The 21,119-nt window shown below is 63.1% G+C and carries 16 protein-coding genes; 9 read left to right on the top strand and 7 right to left on the bottom strand.

All coding sequences use genetic code 11. From position 1 onward, the window contains the following. The first annotated feature begins 19 nt into the window (after positions 1-19). The gene (locus tag C8D04_RS14355) at positions 20-802 is read left to right on the top strand and encodes an SDR family oxidoreductase (RefSeq protein WP_116005462.1); all 783 of its coding nucleotides are present in this window, start codon (positions 20-22) and stop codon (positions 800-802) included. Between the two features lie 54 nt (positions 803-856). Here the strand turns inward: C8D04_RS14355 and C8D04_RS14350 are convergent, their stop codons facing one another. Beyond that, positions 857-1,390 carry an RNA-binding protein gene (locus C8D04_RS14350; RefSeq protein ID WP_116005461.1) on the bottom strand — a complete coding sequence of 178 codons (534 nt, stop codon included), beginning with the start codon at positions 1,388-1,390 and terminating at the stop codon, positions 857-859. 257 nt (positions 1,391-1,647) lie between these two features. Further along, positions 1,648-2,043, bottom strand: a complete 396-nt coding sequence (locus C8D04_RS14345; RefSeq protein ID WP_116005460.1) for an RNA-binding protein — start codon at positions 2,041-2,043, stop codon at positions 1,648-1,650. Between the two features lie 381 nt (positions 2,044-2,424). On the opposite strand from C8D04_RS14345, the gene C8D04_RS14340 reads away from it, so the two are divergent. Genes C8D04_RS14340 through pyrF form a run of 3 tightly spaced genes read left to right on the top strand, consistent with a single transcriptional unit; the run spans position 2,425 to position 5,021 of the window. Then, positions 2,425-3,603, top strand: coding sequence for a homoserine O-acetyltransferase (locus tag C8D04_RS14340; RefSeq protein ID WP_116005459.1), 1,179 nt, complete (start codon positions 2,425-2,427; stop codon positions 3,601-3,603). Continuing rightward, positions 3,600-4,187 (top strand): methionine biosynthesis protein MetW, encoded by a 588-nt coding sequence (metW, locus tag C8D04_RS14335; RefSeq protein ID WP_116005458.1) that lies wholly within the window; start codon positions 3,600-3,602, stop codon positions 4,185-4,187. Before C8D04_RS14340 ends, metW begins: the two co-directional genes overlap by 4 nt. Positions 4,188-4,196: 9 nt before the next feature. Next, positions 4,197-5,021, top strand: a complete 825-nt coding sequence (pyrF, locus tag C8D04_RS14330; protein ID WP_116005457.1) for an orotidine-5'-phosphate decarboxylase — start codon at positions 4,197-4,199, stop codon at positions 5,019-5,021. A 103-nt stretch (positions 5,022-5,124) separates the two neighbouring features. Here pyrF and C8D04_RS14325 read toward each other — a convergent pair whose 3' ends face one another. The 5 genes from C8D04_RS14325 to uvrA all read right to left on the bottom strand — a co-directional run bounded on the left by C8D04_RS14325 (position 5,125) and on the right by uvrA (position 12,228). Continuing rightward, entirely contained in the window at positions 5,125-6,252 is a 1,128-nt protein-coding gene (locus C8D04_RS14325) for an FAD-dependent oxidoreductase (protein WP_116005456.1), read from the bottom strand. Continuing rightward, entirely contained in the window at positions 6,239-7,621 is a 1,383-nt protein-coding gene (locus tag C8D04_RS14320) for a D-serine ammonia-lyase (RefSeq protein ID WP_116005455.1), read from the bottom strand. Before C8D04_RS14320 ends, C8D04_RS14325 begins: the two co-directional genes overlap by 14 nt. 52 nt (positions 7,622-7,673) lie before the next feature. Continuing rightward, entirely contained in the window at positions 7,674-8,603 is a 930-nt protein-coding gene (locus tag C8D04_RS14315; RefSeq protein WP_233521185.1) for an EamA family transporter, read from the bottom strand. A gap of 9 nt (positions 8,604-8,612) precedes the next feature. Continuing rightward, a complete protein-coding gene (locus C8D04_RS14310; protein WP_116005453.1) occupies positions 8,613-9,053 on the bottom strand; it encodes a hotdog domain-containing protein in 441 nt (146 codons plus the stop codon). Positions 9,054-9,177: 124 nt separating this feature from the next. Next, positions 9,178-12,228 (bottom strand): excinuclease ABC subunit UvrA, encoded by a 3,051-nt coding sequence (gene uvrA, locus C8D04_RS14305; protein WP_116005452.1) that lies wholly within the window; start codon positions 12,226-12,228, stop codon positions 9,178-9,180. A gap of 570 nt (positions 12,229-12,798) precedes the next feature. Here uvrA and C8D04_RS14295 point away from each other — a divergent pair. From C8D04_RS14295 to C8D04_RS14280, 5 genes are all read left to right on the top strand, one after another. After that, positions 12,799-13,671 carry a beta-propeller fold lactonase family protein gene (locus C8D04_RS14295; RefSeq protein WP_116005450.1) on the top strand — a complete coding sequence of 291 codons (873 nt, stop codon included), beginning with the start codon at positions 12,799-12,801 and terminating at the stop codon, positions 13,669-13,671. A gap of 283 nt (positions 13,672-13,954) precedes the next feature. Continuing rightward, positions 13,955-15,244: an IPTL-CTERM sorting domain-containing protein gene (locus C8D04_RS14290; RefSeq protein WP_233521184.1), complete on the top strand. Its 1,290-nt coding sequence runs from the start codon at positions 13,955-13,957 to the stop codon at positions 15,242-15,244. 25 nt (positions 15,245-15,269) lie between these two features. Next, complete coding sequence (locus C8D04_RS18605; protein WP_133243640.1) at positions 15,270-15,620, top strand: hypothetical protein; 351 nt, start codon at positions 15,270-15,272, stop codon at positions 15,618-15,620. Between the two features lie 113 nt (positions 15,621-15,733). Next, entirely contained in the window at positions 15,734-19,447 is a 3,714-nt protein-coding gene (locus C8D04_RS14285; protein ID WP_199563008.1) for a fibronectin type III domain-containing protein, read from the top strand. A 358-nt stretch (positions 19,448-19,805) separates the two neighbouring features. After that, positions 19,806-20,993, top strand: a complete 1,188-nt coding sequence (locus tag C8D04_RS14280) for an MFS transporter (protein ID WP_116005447.1) — start codon at positions 19,806-19,808, stop codon at positions 20,991-20,993. Positions 20,994-21,119: the final 126 nt, after the last annotated feature.

Below are 21,119 nucleotides of genomic sequence, written 5' to 3'. Positions count from 1 at the left end.
CGTCCTGCCCGGAGCCCCCATGACCCCACCGCTTGTTTTCATCACCGGTGCATCCAGCGGTATTGGCCAGGCGCTCGCGGCCAGATACCACCGTGCGGGTTGGCGCCTGGCCCTGGTGGCACGCCGTACCCAAGAGATCAAATCATGGGCTGAGGCTTGTGGAATAAGCGCAAGCAGCTATCAAATTTACAGCGCAGACGTCTCGCATATCGATAGCATCGTGGCCGCCGGCGAAGCCTGCATGCAACGCCAGGGTGTGCCCGATGTGGTGATTGCCAATGCGGGCATCAGCGTGGGTGTGGACACCGCCGAGCGCGCTGACCTGGACGCCATGGCGCGCGTATTTGCCACCAATACCGTGGGCGCTGCCGCCACGTTCCAGCCCTTCATCCACGCCATGGTGCAGCGCGGCAGTGGTCGGCTGGTGGGGGTGGGCAGCGTGGCAGGTATTCGGGGCCTGCCTGGTCATGGCGCCTATTGCGCCAGCAAGGCTGCGATCATTAGTTACTGCGAAAGCCTGCGCGGAGAACTGCGCGGTGCCGGTGTAGGCGTCTCCACGATCTGCCCCGGCTATATCGATACCCCGCTGACGCGCAAGAACCGCTACGCCATGCCGTTTCTCATGCGCCCCGAAGACTTTGCCGAAAAAGCCTTTGCAGCCATCCAGGCAGGTGCGAGTTACCGCGTCATACCCTGGCAAATGGGTGTGGTTGCCAAAGTACTGCGCCTGCTGCCCAATCCGCTGTTTGATCGCTTGTTGAGCGGTCGACCACGCAAGCACCGGGAGACGGAAGGCGGCTGAATACGAAAAAAGCTCCCGAAAAGGAGCTTTTCTGCTGTGGCGCAAAGCGCTGGCTCAGTAGCTGTTTCCGCCACCGCCGTAACCGCCGCCATTGCCTCGGCCACCACCGCTGCCGCCACGGGGGCCAGAACCGTAGGGGCTGCGAAATCCGCCTTCGCTGCGGCCGCCGCCGCCATAACCACCGTCGTTTTCACGGCCACCACCACCGTAGCCACCGCCGCCTTCACGGCCGCCACCGCCGCCGTAACCCCCGCCGCCACTGCGACCGCCACCACCGTAGCCGCCGCCGCCATAACCGCCGCCACCGCCACCGAAACCGCCTGAACGGGGTGGGCGGGGCTCCATGGGACGGGCCTCATTCACCACGATGGCACGGCCGCCAAGCGGCTGGCCATTCATGCCGTTGATGGCTGCCTGGGCCTCGGCATCGCTGCCCATTTCGACAAAACCAAAACCCTTGGAACGGCCGGTGTCGCGCTCCATCATGACCTTGGCGCTGGTGACGCGGCCAAAGGCGCCGAAGGCCTGTTCCAGGTCGTTGTCGCGTACGCCGTATGGCAGATTGCCTACATACAGTTTGTTGCCCATCGAGGGACTCCTCAAAAACACAAAGAAAAAGCGATGGAGTCCCGGAAACGCAACCAGCTTATCTCGACGACGCTCTATGCGTACAACAGAAGGATCACCGCAAACCAGATTCGGGCCATTCCCGCTGGCGCATTATGGCCCCTGGTATTGGGCACATAGCAAGGGTTTTTACGATCTGTGTCACAACAAGACACAAAAAAAGGAGCCCGGAGGCTCCTTTGTTCAGCATGGAGGCATAGAGCCCCCAATGGCTGTGCTTAGTAGCTGCTGCGGCCACCGCCGTAGCCACCACCGCCGCCGCCACCACTGCGGCCACCGCCACCGTAGCCGCCACCGCCGCCGCCACCACCGTAGCCACCACCACCACCGCCGCCGCCGAAGCCGCCGCTGCGGGGAGCGCGTGGCTCCATGGGACGGGCTTCGTTGACCACGAGGTCACGGCCGCCGAAGTTTTGACCATGCACGCCAGCAATGGCGGCTTGGGCTTCAGCATCGCTGCCCATTTCGACAAAGCCGAAGCCCTTGGAGCGGCCGGTGTCGCGCTCCATCATGACCTTGGCGCTGGAAACCGAGCCGTACTGGCTGAAGGTTTGTTCCAGATCGTTGTCGCGGAAAGTGTAGGGCAGGTTGCCCACGTAAAGTTTGTTGCCCATGAAGGACTCCTGAAAAAACAAAAAACGCGATGGAGTCCGACGCAATCAACAAACCTGTGACGACTTCAAAGACGCGAAACTGACCATTCACCGCTGACTCACTGTTGTCCCAACCGAATTTACCGGCGAGAAAACCGTTCCATTATCAATCAATTCCCCTGGCGGCCGCATATTTATTTTCAAAAATCTTCAGCCCAGGCCCCGGGCGTTGCAGAACACGCGCATCCCAGGAGGTGCCCACAGCCGCTGTGGGGATCACCCCAGCTTTGCTATAGTTGCCCGACGCGCCGATTTGCCACAGCTTGCGGGCGCTTTATAAATTCAGCTAAAGACCGTCCGACATGCCGCCCGGTACCGTTTTTAGCGTTACCGGGTTTTTTTATGCCAATGATTGCCGTCCCCCAATTCATGCATTTCCCCGACGCACTGGCGCTGCAAAGCGGTGCGTCGATCCGGGGCTACACGCTCGCTTTTGAAACTTATGGCACGCTCAATGCCCAGCGCTCGAACGCCGTGCTGGTGTGCCATGCGCTCAATGCCTCGCACCATGTGGCCGGTGTGTACGAAGGCCAGGAAAAAAGCGAAGGCTGGTGGGACAACATGATCGGCCCGGGCAAGCCCGTGGACACCCACCGCTTCTTCGTCATCGGTGTAAACAACCTGGGTTCGTGTTTTGGCTCCACCGGCCCCATGCACGAGAACCCGGATACCGGCCAGGTGTATGGCGCCGACTTTCCGGTCGTCACGGTGGAAGACTGGGTGGACGCCCAGGCGCGGCTGCTCGATCGGCTGGGCATCGTGCAACTGGCCGCTGTGCTGGGCGGTAGCCTGGGCGGCATGCAGGCGCTGTCCTGGACGCTGCAGTACCCCGAGCGGGTGCGCCACGCGGTGGTGGTGGCCAGCGCGCCCAACCTCACAGCCGAGAACATTGCCTTCAACGAGGTGGCACGCCGCGCCATCGTGACCGACCCCGATTTCCATGGCGGCCACTATTACCGCCACGGCGCCATTCCCAAACGCGGCCTGCGCATTGCCCGCATGATCGGCCACATCACCTACCTGAGCGACGACGTGATGAACGAAAAGTTTGGCCGCAGCCTCAGGCCGCCCGAGCTGCTGGCAGGCCAGGCAGCGCCGTCCGACGACCCGGCCACGCTGCTGCGCGACTACCACTACAGCACCCAGGATATTGAATTCCAAATTGAGAGCTACCTGCGCTACCAGGGCGACAAGTTCAGCGACTACTTCGACGCCAACACCTATCTGCTGATCACGCGCGCGCTCGACTACTTTGACCCGGCCCGCAGTTTTGGTGGCGACCTCACCCAGGCGCTGGCGCGCGCCACGGCCCATTTTCTGCTGGTGAGCTTCAGCACCGATTGGCGCTTCTCGCCCCAACGCTCGCGCGAGATCGTCAAGGCCCTGCTCGACAACCGGCGCAGCGTGACTTATGCCGAGATCGACGCGCCCCACGGACACGACGCCTTTCTGCTCGACGATGCGCGCTACCTGGGCGTCGTTGGCGCCTATTTCGACCGCATTGCAAAGGAGCTGGCATGACCGAGAAAGCCACCATGGAGGCGCTGGCGCGCCTGGTGCCCGAAGGCAGCCGCGTGCTCGACCTGGGCTGCGGCGATGGCGCCATGCTCGACTACCTGCAGCGCACGCGCAGTTGCAGCGGCTACGGCGTGGAGATTGCCGACGCCAACGTGCTCGCCTGCGTACGCCGGGGCGTGAACGTCATCCAGCTCAACCTGGACGAAGGTTTGGCCATTTTTGAGGACAACTCGTTTGACGTGGTGCTGCAGATCGACACCCTGCCCCACCTGCGCAACGCCGAGGTCATGCTGCGCGAAACCGCCCGCGTGGGGCGCGCGGGTATCGTCGCGTTCCCCAATTTTGCGCACTGGCCCAACCGCCTGTCGGTGCTGCGCGGGCGCATGCCGGTCACGCGCCGCCTGCCTTACCAGTGGTACGACACGCCCAACATCCGCGTCGGCACGTACAAAGATTTTGAAGTGCTGGCCAGCAAGAATGCGCTGCGCATCCTGGACTCCTTCGGCCTGCACGAAGGCGAAACCGTGCGCTGGCTGCCCAATGCGCGGGCGGGCACGGCCGTGTTCCACTTCGAGCGCTCTGCATAAAATCCCCCCATGACCTTCCTTGACATGCTGCGCGGTGCGGCCGCACGCAACCAGTCCATGCTCTGCGTGGGGCTGGACCCCGAACCCACGCGCTTTCCCGCAGGCATGCAGGGCGACGCACGCAAAATTTACGACTTCTGCGCCGCCATCGTGGACGCCACGGCCGACCTGGTGTGCGCCTTCAAGCCGCAGATTGCCTACTTTGCCGCGCACGGCGCCGAGGACCAGCTCGAGCGCCTGATGCAGCACCTGCGCGCCAACGCGCCGCATGTGCCCGTGATCCTGGATGCCAAGCGCGGCGATATCGGCTCGACCGCCGAGCAGTACGCACGCGAGGCGTTCGAGCGCTATGGCGCTGATGCGGTCACGCTCTCGCCCTTCATGGGATTTGATTCGGTCGAGCCCTACCTGCGCTACCCCGGCAAGGGCGCTTTTTTGCTGTGCCGCACCTCCAACCCCGGCGGCGACGACTTCCAGAGCCAGCGCCTGGCCAGCGTGGACGGCCAGCCGCTGCTGTACGAGCACATCGCGCGCCTGGCGCAAGGCCCGTGGAACAAGAACGGCCAGCTGGGCCTGGTGGTGGGCGCCACCTACCCGGCCGAGATCGAGCGGGTGCGCGCCATCGCGCCGCAGGTGCCGCTGCTCATTCCCGGCGTGGGCGCCCAGGGCGGCGACGCCGCCGCCACGGTGCGCGCGGGCTGGCGGCCTGATGGCCCGATCATCGTCAACTCGTCCCGCGCCATCCTGTACGCCAGCAACGGCGCCGATTTTGCAGCCGCTGCGCGGCATGAGGCGCAGCGCACGCGCGACCTGCTGCAGGCTGCGATACCCTGAGGTTGCTTCAAAAAAAGGAGCTTGTTGCGCTTGTATACATTGATTTTCAGATTACTTTTTATCTAAAAATCAATGTGGTAGAGCGCTAAGTGCTCCTTGTTTGCTAGCGAATGCGCTGGGGCGACAGCGCCGCTGCTTCCACACCCTGCGCGGCGAGCGCGGCGTCCAGGGGCTCGCCCAGGGCCAGATTGCGCGCCAGCAGCGCGTAGCCCGGCGCGCTCTGGATGCCGTAGCCGCCCTGCGCGGCCACCCAGAAAAAGCCCTCGACCTGGCCGTCCCAGCCGATCACCATGTCGCCGTCGGGCACGAAGGAGCGCAGCCCCGCCCAGGTGTGCGACGGCCTGCGGATCTGGAACGTGGTCATCTGCTCGATGTGCCAGATGCCCGTGGCCACGTCGATCTCCTCAGGCGCCACATCGTGCGGGTGCATGGGGTCGGCGTTGGCCGGAGAGCCCAGCAGCTGGCGCGCGTCGGGCTTGATGTAGAAGCTCTCGTCCACGGCAATGATGGCGGGCAGCGAGGGCAGGTCCAGGCCGTCGGGTGCCGAAAAGGTGAAGGCCGTGCGGCGGCAGGGCGTGAGGCCAATGGGTGCGGCCCCCGCCATCTGGCCCACCACATCGGCCCAGGCTCCGGCGGCGTTGACCACGGTGCGCGCCTGCACGCGGCTGCCGTCGGCCAGGGTGACTGTCCACAGCCCGTCCGCGCGCGACAGCGCCACCACTTCGGCGTTGGTGCGCACCGTGCCGCCCCGCTGGCGCAGGCCGCGCAGGTAGCCTTGGTGCAGGCCGTGCACGTCCATGTCGGCCGCGCCGGATTCGGCGAGGCCACCGCCCAGCGCCTCCAGGCGCAGGCAGGGTGCGCGCTCCACCAGTTCGGCGGGGCTCAGGCGCTGCAGGCTGGGGGAGTGCTCGTGCAGTTCCTGCCAGGTGTTCTCCAGCTGGTCCAGCTGATCGGGCGCCGCCACAAACAGCACACCGCGCGGCGAGAGGATGGGGCTGTCGCAAAAGCCGGGGGGAGGCTGTTCAAAAAAGGTGCGGCTGGCGCGGGTCAGCGCCCGTATCTGCGGTGTGCCATAGGTCTCCATGAACAGCGCAGCCGATCGGCCCGTGGTGTGGTACCCGGGCTGCGACTCGCGTTCCAGCAGCAGCACGCTGGCCTGGCCAGCCAGCTGCCAGGCGACGCTGGCCCCGGCCATGCCGGCGCCGATGATGGCGAAGTCAAGCGTTTCCATGGGGAGCCTCCTGGGGTGGTGGGATGCTGGCCGCTGGTGACGGCGCGCGCCCGCGTTGCAGAAACAAAGCGTATTCCGAATCGGGCACCAACAGCCCGCCCGTGGTCCACGCGAGGTGGGTGGCCTGCGCCATGTGGGGTGCAAGGTTTTGTGCCTGCAGCCAGGCGCGGCCTTCGGCAGTGCCGGTCAGCATGCCGGGGCCCGAGAACCCCGCGGCCGCCGAGGGTTCGATGCGCAGCCCGGCGGTGTCGTGCGCCAGCGCCAGGTGCTGGAACAAGGTGGCGTCCTGCACGGTGTAGATGCCCGAGAGCAGCGGCTGCATCAGCAGCGCGGCCAGCAGCGAGGCCCGGGGCACGGCCAGGCCATCGGCTTCGGTCTGGTTGGTCAGGCCCCAGTCGTAAACCGAGGGGTGGTCGTGCGGCCCGGTCAGCATTTGCACCAGAAAACAGGGCGACTGCACCGGCTCGGCAAAGAAGCAGTGCACATGCGGCCCGAACAGCTGGCGCAGGCCCAAGGTAATGCCCGCCGGTGCGCCGCCCACGCCGCAGGGCAGGTAGACGAACAGTGGGTGTGTGGCATCCACCCGCACCCCTGCCTGGGCCAGTTGTGCCTGCAGCGCCGGGGCCGCAGCGCTGTAGCCGCGCAGCAACGAGAGCGAGCGCTCGTCGTCCACAAAGTGGCAGAACGGGTCGGTTGCGGCCTGGGCGCGTCCTGCGGCCACGGCTTTTTCGTAGTCACCCGTGTGCTCCACCACTTCGACGCCGCGCCGGCGCAGGCGCTCCTTTTTCCATTCCTTGGCGTCGGCAGACATGTGCACTGCCGCGCGAAAGCCCAGGCTGGACGCCGCCACGCCGATGGACAGCCCCAGGTTGCCCGTGGAGCCCACGGCCACCTGGTAGCGGGCAAAAAGGGCGCGTGCGGCGGGCGTTGCCAGGGCGTTGCAATCGTCCCCCGGCGCCAGCAGGCCGTGCTGCAGTGCCAACCCTTCGGCAAACTCCAGCACCTCGTGGATGCCGCCGCGCGCCTTGATGGAGCCGGCCACCGGCAGGCTGTGGTCGCACTTGACCCACAGGGCACCGGCCTGCGGGGCCAACCCCAGGGCGCGGCCCAGGGCGGGTGTGGGAACCAAGGGCGACTCGATCACGCCGCCGCTGGCTTGCAGCTCGGGGAACAGTGTGGCCAAAAGTCCGGCGCAACGTGCAAAGCGTTGGCTGGCGGCCTGTATGTCTTGTACGCCCACCATCGCCGTGCCCACCGATAGTTGCGCCTCCACTGCGGCGCTGCGGCCCGAATGGGTCCACAGGCAAGGCTGCGCGGCGCGCAGGCGGTCTTGCAGGCTGGAGGCAACGGGTGGAAGAAGTGAGGTCATGTGTGCTTTATTTTTGATAGCTGTTTGCGTAATACTTATAAGCGTTACAACGCTATTTCATACCAAACCGCGGCCCCAGTGCCACGCAGCCCAGCGCAGCCACTACGCAGGCCGTGCCCGCCCATTGCCAGGCCGTCACCACCTCGCCCAGTACCAGCAGACCCGAGGCCAGGCCGACCACCGGCACCCCCAGGCTGAACGGCGCCACGCGGTTGGCCGGGTAGCGCGTGAGCAGCCGGGTCCACAGGCCGTAGCCGACGATGGTGGCGGCCCAGCCCAGGTAAGCGACCGAGCCCCAGGCCACCGCGGGCAGTGCGGCCCAGGTCTGCAGGTGCAGCCACTGGCTGGCGTTAGCGTCCGTCAGGGCCGAGAGGGCTGCAAACGGCAGTATGGGCACCAGGCTGCTCCAGACAACGAAGGACAGCGGGTCATACCCCGGCGCGGCCTTGAGCGCCAGGCGCGAAATGATGTTGGACACCGACCACGACGCCGCCGCGCACAAGGTGAGCACGATGCCGATCAGCGTGGCACCGCCCGCGCCGCCGGTCTGCGGGCCCACGAAGTTCATGCCGAAGCACGCCAAGCCGATGGCGGCCAGCCCCATGCCCAGCAGCAGCGGGCGGTTGGGGGTTTCGCGCAGCGCGGCAAAGGCGAACAGGGCGGTGAAGAACACCTGCGTCTGCATCAGTACGCTGGCCAGCGCCGCCGTCATGCCCAGCTTGAGGGCAAAGAACCCAAAGCTGAACTGCCCTACCCCCTGGAACAGCCCGAACAGCAACACCCAGCGCCAGTGCAGGCGCGGCGCACGCACCAGCAGCACCATGGGCAGCGCGGCAAACGCATAGCGCACGGCGCCCAGCTGGAACGGCGTGAAGTGGAGCAAGCCCCACTTCATGGCGATGAAGTTCAGTCCCCAGATCACCACCACGGCCAGGGCGCTGAAAAGGTCCATGGCGCCCATGGGGCGGGTCGATTGCGGCATGGGCGCGGGTTAACTCGTGCGCACGGTGTTGATGTGGGCGCGCACATGCTCGGCCAGCGCCATGTCACCGGGGGTTTCCGGGCTCCAGCTGTCCACGGGGCGCGGGCGGTCTTCGGCATCCACCGCCACGTAGACGGTGGAGCAGCGCAACACTTGCTGCATCGGGCTGCCCGGCAGCGCGCAACGGTACACCTCCACTGCAATGCCCATGCTGGTGGTGCCTGTGTAGGCCACCTTGGCCAGCACCTCCACCAGGTCGCCCACCAGCACGGGGTGGGCAAACTGTGCTCCGCTGACCAGGGCCGTCACGCAAGGGCCCTTGGCCCAGCCCATGGCGCAGGCCAGGCCGGCATCGTCCACCCAGCGCAGCACGGTGCCCCCGCTGACCTTGCCCGAGGCATGGATGCCGTCGTTGTGTGATGCCATGAAGCGCAGTGTGATGGAGTGCATGGGCTGTCCTCGGGTGGGCCGAAAAGCGGCGTTGGCCCCATTATGGGGGGCAATCATAAGCGTACGTTGTTTGTATGAAAAAGAGAGCAACTAGCGCTTGTTCCACAAGCGCTAGAGCCCATTTTCAATCCAAACTCAAATACCGCCGCAAATACTGGCCGGTGTGGCTGGCCGGATTCGCCGCCACATCCTCCGGCGTGCCCTGGGCCACCACGGTGCCGCCCCCGGCGCCGCCTTCGGGGCCCATGTCGATGATCCAGTCGGCGGTCTTGATAACGTCCAGGTTGTGCTCGATGACGACGATGGTGTTGCCCGCATCGCGCAGCTGGTGCAGCACCTTGAGCAGCAGGTCGATGTCGGCAAAGTGCAGGCCGGTGGTGGGCTCGTCCAGGATGTAGAGGGTGCGGCCGGTATCGCGCTTGGAAAGCTCTTGCGCCAATTTGACGCGCTGCGCCTCGCCGCCCGAGAGGGTCGTGGCGCTCTGGCCCAGGCGGATATAGCTCAGGCCCACATCGAGCAGCGTCTGCAGCTTGCGCGCAATCGTCGGCACGTCCTTGAAGAAGGCGTGCGCGTCTTCCACCGTCAGCTCCAGAATCTGCGCAATGTTCTTGCCCTTCCACTGCACTTCGAGCGTTTCGCGGTTGTAGCGCTGGCCGTGGCAGATGTCGCAGGGCACATACACGTCGGGCAGGAAGTGCATCTCCACCTTCACCACGCCGTCGCCCTGGCAGGCCTCGCAGCGTCCACCGGCGACGTTGAAACTGAAACGCCCGGGGCCGTAACCGCGTTCCTTGGCGGTGTTCACCTCGGCCATCAGCTCGCGGATCGGCGTGAACAGGCCGGTGTAGGTGGCGGGGTTGCTGCGCGGCGTGCGGCCAATGGGGCTCTGATCGACGTTGATGACCTTGTCGAAATACTCGATGCCCTCGATGGCTTCGTGCGCGGCGGGTTCGTCATGCGCGCGGTACAGCTGGCGCGCCACGGCGGCGTACAGCGTGTCGTTGACCAGCGTGCTCTTGCCCGAGCCGGAAACGCCCGTCACGCAGGTGAGCAGCCCCACGGGGAAGTCCACGCTCACGTTTTGCAGGCTGTGGCCCGTGGCGCCCACCACGCGCAGCGCCTGCAGGTCGCCCTGGCGCGCCTCGTGTGCGGCCATGCGTTCGGCGCGCTTGCGGCTGGCTTCGGTGACCGGAAAGCGCGACTTGCCTTCTGCCCGGGCGACCGGCGCGGTGGCGGCCACCACCGGCAGCCAGGCGGTGCGCCGGCGTGGCACCGGAATGCTGCGCGTGCCCGCAAGGTACTGGCCGGTGAGGGAGTCGGGGTGGTTGCGCACGGCATCAAAATCGCCCTGCGCCATCACGCGCCCACCATGCACCCCGGCGCCGGGACCCATGTCGATGATCTGGTCGGCCGCGCGCATCATGTCTTCGTCGTGCTCGACCACGATCACGCTGTTGCCAATGTCGCGCAGGTGTTTGAGCGTGCCGATCAGGCGGTCGTTGTCGCGCTGGTGCAGGCCGATGCTGGGCTCGTCCAGCACATACATCACGCCCGTCAGGCCAGAGCCGATTTGCGACGCAAGACGAATGCGCTGCGCCTCGCCCCCCGAGAGCGTTTCGGCACTGCGGTCCAGGCTCAAATAATTCAGGCCCACGTCGTTCAAAAACTGCAGGCGCGTGGCGATCTCGCGCACCACTTTGTCGGCAATCTCGGCCTTGGCGCCGGTGAGCTGCAGGCTGGCGAACCAGGCGTGCGCCTCGTTTAACGTGGCGTGGCTGACCTCGTAAAGCGCACGGGACTGGGCGCCTTCGCCTACGCGCACATGACGCGCTTCGCGGCGCAGGCGGGCGCCCTGGCAATCCGGGCAGGGCTGGGTGCTGCGGTAGCGGGCCAGGTCTTCGCGCACCACGGTCGAGTCGGTCTCGCGGTAGCGCCGCGTCATGTTGGGCAGAATGCCTTCGAAGGGGTGCTTCTTGACCACGGACTTGCCCTTGGAGGCACCGCTGTCGAGGATGTAGTTAAAGGCAATGTCTTCCTCGCCCGAGCCGTGCAGCACGGCATGCTGCACCGGGGCGGGGAGTGATTCAAAGGGCGCTTCGACATCGAAGTCGTAGTGCCGCGCCAGGCTTTCGAGCATGGCGAAGTAGTAGCCGTTGCGCCGGTCCCAGCCCTTGATGGCGCCGCTGGCCAAACTCAGGCTGGGGAAGGCCACCACGCGCGCCGCATCGAACACCTCGCGCTGGCCCAGTCCGTCGCAAGACGGGCAGGCGCCCATGGGCGAGTTGAAGGAGAACAGGCGGGGTTCGAGCTCGCCCAGGGCATAGCTGCACACCGGGCAGGCAAAGCGGGCGCTGAACAGGTGTTCCACGCCCGTGTCCATCTCCAGCGCCAGCACGCGGCCACCGGCGTCCTGGCCGCCCGCGCGCAGGGCCGCTTCAAAACTCTCGGCCAGGCGCTGCTGCAGGTCGGGCCGCACCTTGACACGGTCGATCACCACGTCGATGTTGTGTTTTTCGGTCTTTTTGAGCGCCGGCAGGTTGCTGTGCTCGTAAATCTGGGCATCGACCCGAAAACGCACATACCCCTTGGCCTGCATCTCGGCGAACAGTTCGGTGAACTCGCCCTTCTTCTCGCGGGCCAGCGGGCCCAGGATCATCAGTTTTGTGTCCTCGGGCAGGGCCAGCACGGCGTCCACCATCTGGCTCACCGTCTGCGAGGCCAGCGCAAGGTCGTGGTCAGGGCAGTAGGGCGTGCCTGCACGGGCGAACAGCAGGCGCAGGTAGTCGTGGATCTCGGTGACCGTACCGACGGTGGAGCGTGGGTTGTGGCTGGTGGCCTTTTGCTCGATGGAAATCGCCGGTGACAGGCCTTCAATCAGGTCCACATCGGGCTTATCGAGCCGCCCGAGAAACTGCCGCGCATAGGCCGACAGGCTTTCCACATAGCGGCGTTGGCCTTCGGCATACAGCGTATCGAACGCCAGGCTGGATTTGCCCGAGCCCGACAGTCCCGTAATCACCACCAGCTGGTTGCGCGGGATGTCGAGGTCAATGTTTTTGAGGTTGTGCGTGCGCGCGCCCCGGATGCTGATGCGCTGCTCGCGCAGGGCGCGGGCCAAATTGCGGCCTTCGTGCTCCGAGGGAGGTTTTTCGGGAGAGTTGTCGGAAGACGGCATCGGCCAAGCTTGAAAAAAGTCGAACCCACCATGATAGGTCAACGCCAACGCTCACTGAGACCTTGCGCACTCTGCACTGAGCACAAACCCGAGTACACCGCAGTTACTTGGTACACAAATATTTTCAATTCCCTTAGTATGCACACTTATCGAGTGTTTTCTTGACCAAAATCAATGTTAACAGGGCGCATATCGCTTCTGTTTTTATAGCGGCAGAAGCAGTGCCGTAACAATTTTGCCTCCACCACATGCCGCAAAGCCCTTCCCCTGTTGCCCCCCATTTCCATGCACAGCCGCTCTGTGTCACGCGCGCACAACGCGAGCAACTGCATGGCCATGCTGGGCCTGTTGGGGACCTGACCAGCCTGGCTGATGCCAGAAACCCTGGCAGACCAATGCGCTGGAAGCATGTCTTGCATTCCCTGAAACGCCGCACCTACCGGCAAAGCACTGTCTTGGCGCATGGCGCCAAGACCATACCCGCGCTGGAGTGCTGAGCACTACTTCGTCCTGGCGGCGGCAAGATGACGGCGGTCATGAAAGATTTTTGAAGAACTGCCCAAACCTTTCATGAGTCATGCCGCTGCAACACAAAAAATATCGAACGGGAGTAATGAGATGGCATGGTTTTATTTTGAAAAATGGCACAAATTTATGTGTGCTCACCTATCTCAGATTTTTTCCTGCCTGGTATTGGCGACATGTGCCATGCTTGCGACATCAGTTTCTGCCAGTGCAATCAATCCTGTCGAAACGTATACAAACAATGTCAATGGCGTGGCAGGTCTGCAGGGCATCAGCGATGTCGCAGTCAGTGCCGATGGCAAATTTGTTTATACCGCCGCTTATCAAGCGTCTGCGCTGAGTGTTTTTGAGCGCGACCCGGCAACTGGAAGATTGATATACAGATCAACTAACACGGGAGTTTCCGCTGCTTTTTCCGTAGATGTCAGCCCGGACAACAAAAGCGTATATGCCGCCTCACCTACAGGGAGCGTGGTACACGCATTTTCACGAGATATTGCAACAGGTGCATTGACCTCGGTCGGCTCCGCGCCGGGCTCCCCAACCGGGGGGTTTGTCTCTGTGAGTGTGAGCCCTGACAGCAAAACTGTTTATGGCGTGGGAGGCAGTCCCAGTGGCCTGGTGGCATTCAGTCGGGACATGAATACCGGCGCAATTGCACGTGTGGCAGATTATGCTGACAACACGAATGGGCATGCCTTGGGGCAGGTGTTCAGTCCAACAGCCAGCCCGATAAAAAACATCGCATTCAGTGCGAATGGGCAGTTTGTCTATGTCACATCCACAACAGACAATGCGATTTCCTTGTTCAGCCGCGACACGGCAACAGGGACACTGACGCAGCAGGCTGTTTATTCGGATGGCGTGGGGGGGGGTCGATGGTTTACAGGCTGCCTCATCCGTGAAAATAACGCCTGATGGTAAATATCTGTATGTCAGCGGCCAAGGGGAATCCTCCATCGCCATATTCAAAGTGGATAGCACGTACGGCACATTAACCTATATCGACAAAGTAACCCATGGAGTCAGTGGCATTTCTAATATGCAGGGGGTGCGCAGTTTGGCCATCAGCCCAGATGGTAAGTATGTTTACGCCAGTGCGATCAGTTCAAGCTCTGTCACGGCGTTTGACCGCGATCCAGCGACAGGGCTGCTGACATTCAACGCCGTTGCCATCAACGGAGTGAATGGCCTGACGAATATGTCTTCGCCATCAGGCATGGCCACAGATCCCTCCAGCAGCCATCTATACGTGGCCGGGCAAGTGGCGAATTCGCTGGTGGCGTTTGCCTTGCCCACTCCTGTGGTTCGGTTGTCTGTGGCCCAGACAACGGCGGCCTTCAACGGCGGCGCCAGTATTCTCGACCCGCAATTGCAGGTGTTTGATGCCGATAGCACCAATTTGACCTCGGCAACGGTGTCGATCAGCCAGGGCTTTGTCAGCACCGATCTGCTGACTGTCCAGACGGCACCCGGCATCACGGCGTCTTACAACGCGGGCACCGGAGTCCTTACGCTGACGGGTACCGCATCATTAGCGGACTACCAGGCCGTGCTTCGCACGCTCAGTTTTCGTTCAGGCGCTGATCCCTCGGTTCCTGTGGGGGGCTTCTCCACCAGAACCATCACGTTCACCGTGTCGGACAGCGCCAACACCAGCGCAATCTCGTCCATCGCGGTCAAGGTGGGTCCTGCAGGCGGGCTTGCCGCTCCCACGGCTGTCACCGCCATCGCTGGCGACACCCAGGCCACCATTGCCTTTGCGGCCCCACCCTTCACCGGCGGCGCGCCCATCACCGGCTATACCGTCACCTCCAGTCCAGGGGGGTTGACCGGCACTGGAGCCGGCTCACCAGTCATCGTGTCCGGCCTGACCAACGGGACGGCCTACACCTTCACCGTTACCGCGACCAACGCAGCGGGCCCGGGCTTGCCGTCGCTTGCCTCCAACAGCATTACACCGGCCACCACCACCACCGGCACGGTGACCGGTGGCAATGCCTCGGCCACGGCGGCAACCACAGACCCGGTAGCCGCCCCAACCTGCAGGCTTGCAAGTGCCCAGTTCACCTCAGAACTGCCGCCCGGCGCACTGCTGACCTATGGCACGTTCGAATACCTGGCCACGGGTTGCAGCACCGATGTGACCATCACACTGAACTACCCACAGCCCCTGCCGTTGAACGTGAAATTCATGAAATATGGCCCCAAGACAGCGGGCGCCAGCACCCGCGAATGGTTTGAATGGACGGGCCCATTGGTCCTGAGCAACAACCGCCAGACCGTGAGCTACACCGTGGCCGACGGCGGCGTAGGCGACTCGAACCCCGCACCGGGGCACATTGCCGACCCGATTGCCCCGGTCATCTTCGCCGCCGGGCCGGGCGGCCCGGTCACGTCCATCCCTGTGGACGCCCCCTGGGCCTTGGCTCTGCTGTCGGCCCTGATGGGGGGACTGGCTTGGCGCAGGCAGCGTGCGGTGCAGGGGTAAGCGCAGTATTTCAGGTACGAATACTATGATTTTAATAGCTACCAGCGCTTTGCTGGCAACCGCTGGTGTCATTTTTTCATTAGAACCCCAGCCGTTTGAAAACAAAGCTGCGTCTTTTGTGCCCCGGGGCAAAGGCAGGCAGGCCATCGCTCACCACATGACAAAGCGGCGCCAGAAACTGGCCACAAGCCGTTCCTCTGATCTCCACACGCAGTTTTCCGTTACACGCGCGCAATGCGAAAAGCTTCATGACCATGCGGGGCGAGCAATATGGGTGACGGGCTTGTTCGAGGTGGCCAAATCCACTTGGGCGCCTGCACTTGAAATTGCACAGCATACGCAAGTTCGACGTTCGTATGCGGAGCAATATTTTTGAACCCACTGTTTTTTAGCGCTTATGACACTGATCACTACCAGCTAGTTGGCTAGCGTCAGCCCTTTCAGATTTCTGGATTAAAAATTATTTTCTTAGCAGTCCATAAAAATATTATGCAACCTACCAAAATGAATAACTTCAAATCATTTGGATTTGATGAAGTAAAAACATATCGCGGAGGTTGGAATAAATTTTTTTGGCTTGCTATTATATTAACTTTGCTAATGCCGCGTATTGCACTGGCGACTTTGGCGAACAATGGAATTGATGGAAATGTCGGCTGGGATTCAATCATAACGAATGCCAACATAGCTGGCGCTACCACTGGCCAAACGGCTGGAGGAGTTATTTCAGTCAACAATCTCCGCAGCAGTGGTTTCGACGTCTATGCGAAAAATGACGCATCAGGCAGTTCAACCCATTTTTTGATGCGAGAGCTTATTGCCGGCATGGCGGGTGGCGCGGGTGCATCCTATGTGAGAGTTAACACAACGACTGGATTCACTCCACAATGGCTGGAATTGCGCGCCAATCAAGGTGTTTTCGATCTTACTTCGATTAAGGTTGGCAGTGCTGATAACGCAACCGCACTTACTTACGATTTCACCTTGCAAGCGCTTGATAGCACTTTCAATCCGACGGGTGCAGCCGTTAATTTAAGCGGTGTGTCCAAACTTACCTACGGCAATTTTAGCGTCGTCAGCAATACCGACTTCGATGGTATTTATGGGGTGCGTATTTCAGTGAATACCGGCACACAGATTGCCGTGGATGATATAGAAATAATCAATCCACGAATTTCAAATAACGCTCCCATCGATATTTCGCTTTCAAACAATTTTGTCGGCCAAAGCGATGGGGTTAACACTATTGTGGGAAATTTAAACAGTACCGATCCGGATGTTGGAAACACTCACACTTATTCCCTCGTGGCCGGAGCAGGTGACACCAATAACGCTAGTTTCAATATAATCGGCGCCTCCCTCAGGGCAAACAATGCCTCAATTCTGGCTGCTGGGATTTATAGCGTTCGGATTCGCACCACCGACAACAGCGGTGCCTTTTATGAAGAGGCGTTCACCATTACCGTAATCGATGATCTGCCGCCTGCCGTAGCCTCTATCACGTTGAGCGGCTCGCCGGATAGTGCTGCCACCAGTATCGATTTTGTGGTTACCTTCGATGCATCGGTTAATAACATCTCTACCGATGATTTCGGGTTGTACCTTACCGGGACGGCGGCTGGCACTATCTCCGCTGTCTCTGCATCCTCGGGTACTAGCGTCAATGTGACAGTTAGCGGTATCACCGGCAATGGCACGCTCCGTCTGGATTTGAATTCATCCACCAATATCAGCGATGGTGCAGGTAATGCTGGCCCCGCCGCCTACACCAGCGGCACGGCCCACACCGTAGCGATGCCCACGGCGCCCAGCGCCCCCACCATAGGCACGGCCACTGCAGGCGATGGACAAGTGAGCGTGACCTTTACCGCACCGGGCAGCAATGGTGGCTCGGCTATCAGCGCCTACACCGCCACGGCCAACCCGGGCGGGGCCTTCGGCAGTTGCGCGGGGCCGGCGGCCTGCACCGCGACCGTGACCGGGTTGACCAACGGCACGTCCTACACCTTTACGGTGACGGCCTCCAATGCCGTCGGTACCAGCGGGGCGTCCGGGGCATCCAATGCCGCCACGCCGAAGGGCGCGCAGAGCATCAACTTTGTCAACCCGGGCTCGCAAAATTTCGGCACCACGCCCACTCTGACGGCTCATGCGACGTCCGCCACAGGAACCAATGGCCTACCGGTTGTTTTCAGCTCGTCCACCACCGGCGTTTGCACCATCACCGGCGGCGTCCTGGCATTTGTAACTGCGGGTTCCTGCACCATCAATGCAGATCAGGCGGGCAACTCAGCGACCAACCCAGCCCCGACGGTATCCCAAACGTTCACTGTGAGTCCGGTAGTCCCCGGCGCACCCACCATAGGCACAGCAACTGCGGGCGATACCCAGGCCACAGTCACCTTCACCGCGCCGACCTCCACAGGCGGCGCTCCGATCCTTGCTAGCGGTTACACCGTGACCTCGAACCCGTTGGGGGCTACCGGCACCGGTTCGGGTTCACCCATTACCGTGACAGGTCTGTCCAACGGCACTTCCTACACATTCACCGTCACTGCAACCAACAGTGCGGGCGCAGGCGCAGCATCGGCTGCCTCCAACTCGGTGATACCTGCGGCGCCGCAGACCATCACCTTCGCCAATCCCGGCACGCAGAACTTTGGGACTTCGCCCACACTGGCCGCCAGTTCGTCGGCAGGGGCTGGGTATGTTGTGACCTTCACCTCTTCAACGACCGGAGTGTGTACTGTCAGTGGAATTGCCCTGACCTTTGTTGCCGCGGGCAACTGCACCATCAATGCGGACCAGGCGGGCGATACATCCTTTCTGCCTGCCCCTCAGGTGAGCCACACTTTCACCGTGAATCCCGTGGCGCCGGGCGCGCCGACTATCGGCACGGCGATCGCAGGCGACACCCAGGCAAGCATTGCGTTTGTGGCCCCATCGAATAACGGTGGCTCAGCGATTACCAGCTATACCGTGACGGCCAACCCGGCGGATGTAGCACCTGTGCAAGGGGCGAGTTCCCCCATTGTCGTTACGGGACTGACCAACGGGGTGGCATACACCTTCACGGTGACGGCGACCAATGCTGTGCCCCTCACCGGTGGCGCCTCGGCGGCCTCGAACAGCATCACGCCCGCGGCAACGCAGACCATCACCTTCGCCAACCCCAGCGCGCAGAACTTCGGTACGACGCCCACGCTGACCGCTACCTCCGATTCAGGGTTGACGCCGACCTTCACCTCGTCCACCACCAGCGTGTGCACCATCACCAGCGGCGGCCTGCTGAGCTTTGTGACGGCGGGCAGTTGCACCATCAACGCCGACCAAGCCGGCAATGGCTCCTATTTGCCTGCGACCCAGGTGACCCGCACTTTCACCGTGAATGCCGTGGCGCCGGGCGCGCCGACCATCGGCACGGCGAGCGCTGCGAATGCGCAGGCCACTGTGGCATTCACCCCTCCGGCCTTCACGGGTGGAAGCGCGATCACCGGATACACCGTTACCGCCAGCCCTGGGGGCGCGACGGCCACGGGCACCGCCTCGCCGGTTACCTTTACGGGTCTCACCAACGGCACGACGTATACGTTCACAGTGAGGGCGAACAACGCTGTCGGTATGGGCGCGCCATCGGCCGCATCCAACGCGGTAACGCCCCGCTTGCTCACGGTGACGGGTACGCCTCCGGGCATGGCGGGTGCTGCGACGGCAAATCTTTCTGGCGTTGGGCCCGCTTGCACGCTGGCCGCCACCAGCGGTTTTTCCGGATTGTCCAATCCCGCCCCAGCAGGCGTGACCATGCCGTATGGGGAGTACGCCTTCCAGTCCACGGGCTGCACCGGTTCGGTGACGATGACGATCACCTATTCCCAACCGCTGCCTGCAGGCATCCAGTTCTGGAAGTACGGCCCCGCCACCCCTGCCGTTGGTGGCGTGGTGGCGGCATCCACCTGGTTCCAACTGGGTAGCGCCACGCTCAGCGCTGATCGCCTGACGGTGACCTACACCATCACGGACAACGGCGCGGGGGACTCTGATGCAACCCCGGGCCGTATCAGCGACCCCTTTGCGTTGGCAGCGGGCCCTGTCGGGGGCGGCGCGGTGGCCATTCCCGTGGATGCGCCGTGGGCGCTGGGGCTGCTGTCGGCCATGCTGGGGTTCTTGGGCTGGCGCAGACAGCGGGGCCTCATGAAGGGATGAGGGGTGGCCACCCGTGTGATGACCACAAAACTCCCAAAACAATAGCTGCTAGCGCTTATCCAGAAAGCGTTAGAGGTAGTTTTTGCCTTAAATGTAACGGGTGGGACGTCTCGCGCTGCGGAGCAGCGCGAGTTTCCTTGTGCTTGGTGCAGACCCGGGGCGTGCGCCGGATGGTGTGCATAGCCCAGCGCTTGGAGCGGGGCACAGGCTGGCGCCAAGTTTGCAGCCATGTCGGCACCTCGACGGCCAATGGGCGAAAATCCCGGTTTTGCTTCATCGGACCTCAGCGCACACCGTGCCAGATTATTCTTCCCAGTCAGCCGCTACTGCAACGCGGCCCACACCCCCCAGCACACGCATGACCGCGCTGGAGCGCCGCTCCAGCATCAGCCTGGCGCTGATCTTTGCGCTGCGCATGCTGGGCCTGTTTTTGGTGCTCCCCGTGTTCGCTCTTGAGGCGCGCAAATACCCCGGCGGGGATGACCCGGCGCTGGTGGGCTTGGCCATGGGCATTTACGGCCTTACGCAGGCGGTGCTGCAGCTGCCGTTGGGCATGGCGTCCGACCGGTTTGGGCGCAAACGCATCATCGTGGCCGGTTTGCTGGTTTTTGCCGTGGGCAGTCTGCTGGCGGCCTTGGCCGATAGCGTCACCGGCTTGCTTGCAGGCCGGGCGATACAAGGGGCTGGCGCGGTCTCGGCCGCCGTCACCGCCTTGCTGGCGGACCAGACACGCGACGGTGTGCGCACCAAGGCCATGGCGCTGGTGGGCGGCAGCATCGGCCTGATGTTTGCCGTGGCCCTGGTGGCCGCGCCCTTGCTGACGGCGAAGGTCGGCCTGGCGGGCCTGTTTGGCCTGACCTGTGCGCTGGCGCTGGCCGGTATTGCCGTGGTGGTGTGGTGGGTGCCGCCCGAGACAGGCCACGCCGGACAGGGGCCGCGCGGCAGCCTGGCCGAGGTCTTCAGGAACCCCGACTTGCTGCGCTTGAACCTGGGCGTTTTTACCCTGCACACGGTGCAGCTCTCGATGTGGGTGGCCGTGCCCGCCATGCTGGTACAGGCGGGCCTGGGTCGCGCCGACCACTGGCAGGTGTATCTGCCGGCGGTGGTGTTGTCCTTCGTCGCCATGGGCGGGCTGTTTGCGCTGGAGCGGCGCGGCCACCTGCGCGCCGCGCTGCTGGGCGCCATGGCGCTCATCCTGGTGGTGCAAGGCGGGCTGTGGTTGCTGTCGGCCAGCGGCGGCACACCCACGTTGTGGCTGCTGGCGCTGCTGCTATTCGTTTTCTTTTGCGGCTTCAATGCGCTGGAGGCCAGCCAGCCCAGCCTGGTCTCGCGCATGGCGCCGCCCCAGGTACGTGGTGCGGCCCTGGGCACCTACAACACCTTGCAGTCACTGGGCCTGTTTGCGGGCGGTGCCTTGGGCGGCGCACTGGTCAAGTGGTCTGGTGTGCCCACGTTGTTTGCGGTGACAGCGGGACTGTGCGTTTTGTGGCTGGTGCTCGGTTGGGGGCTGCATCCCGTCCCCCGGCAGGGCAACGGCGGACATTGATCGCTTTTTCAACACGGTAATGCGCGCTGTCAGCAACCCTGGCCGAGGCCGGATGGGGCACAATTGCGCGCTTGAACCCTCGTTTTCGCACTGGCCGTAGTGCCGTTTCTTTTTCTTCATTCTCTA

The sequence above is a fragment of the Simplicispira sp. 125 genome (assembly GCF_003096555.1).
Taxonomy (GTDB): domain Bacteria; phylum Pseudomonadota; class Gammaproteobacteria; order Burkholderiales; family Burkholderiaceae_C; genus Simplicispira.
Note: the sequence above shows the minus strand (reverse complement) of the source record. Positions and strands in the feature narration are given on the sequence as shown.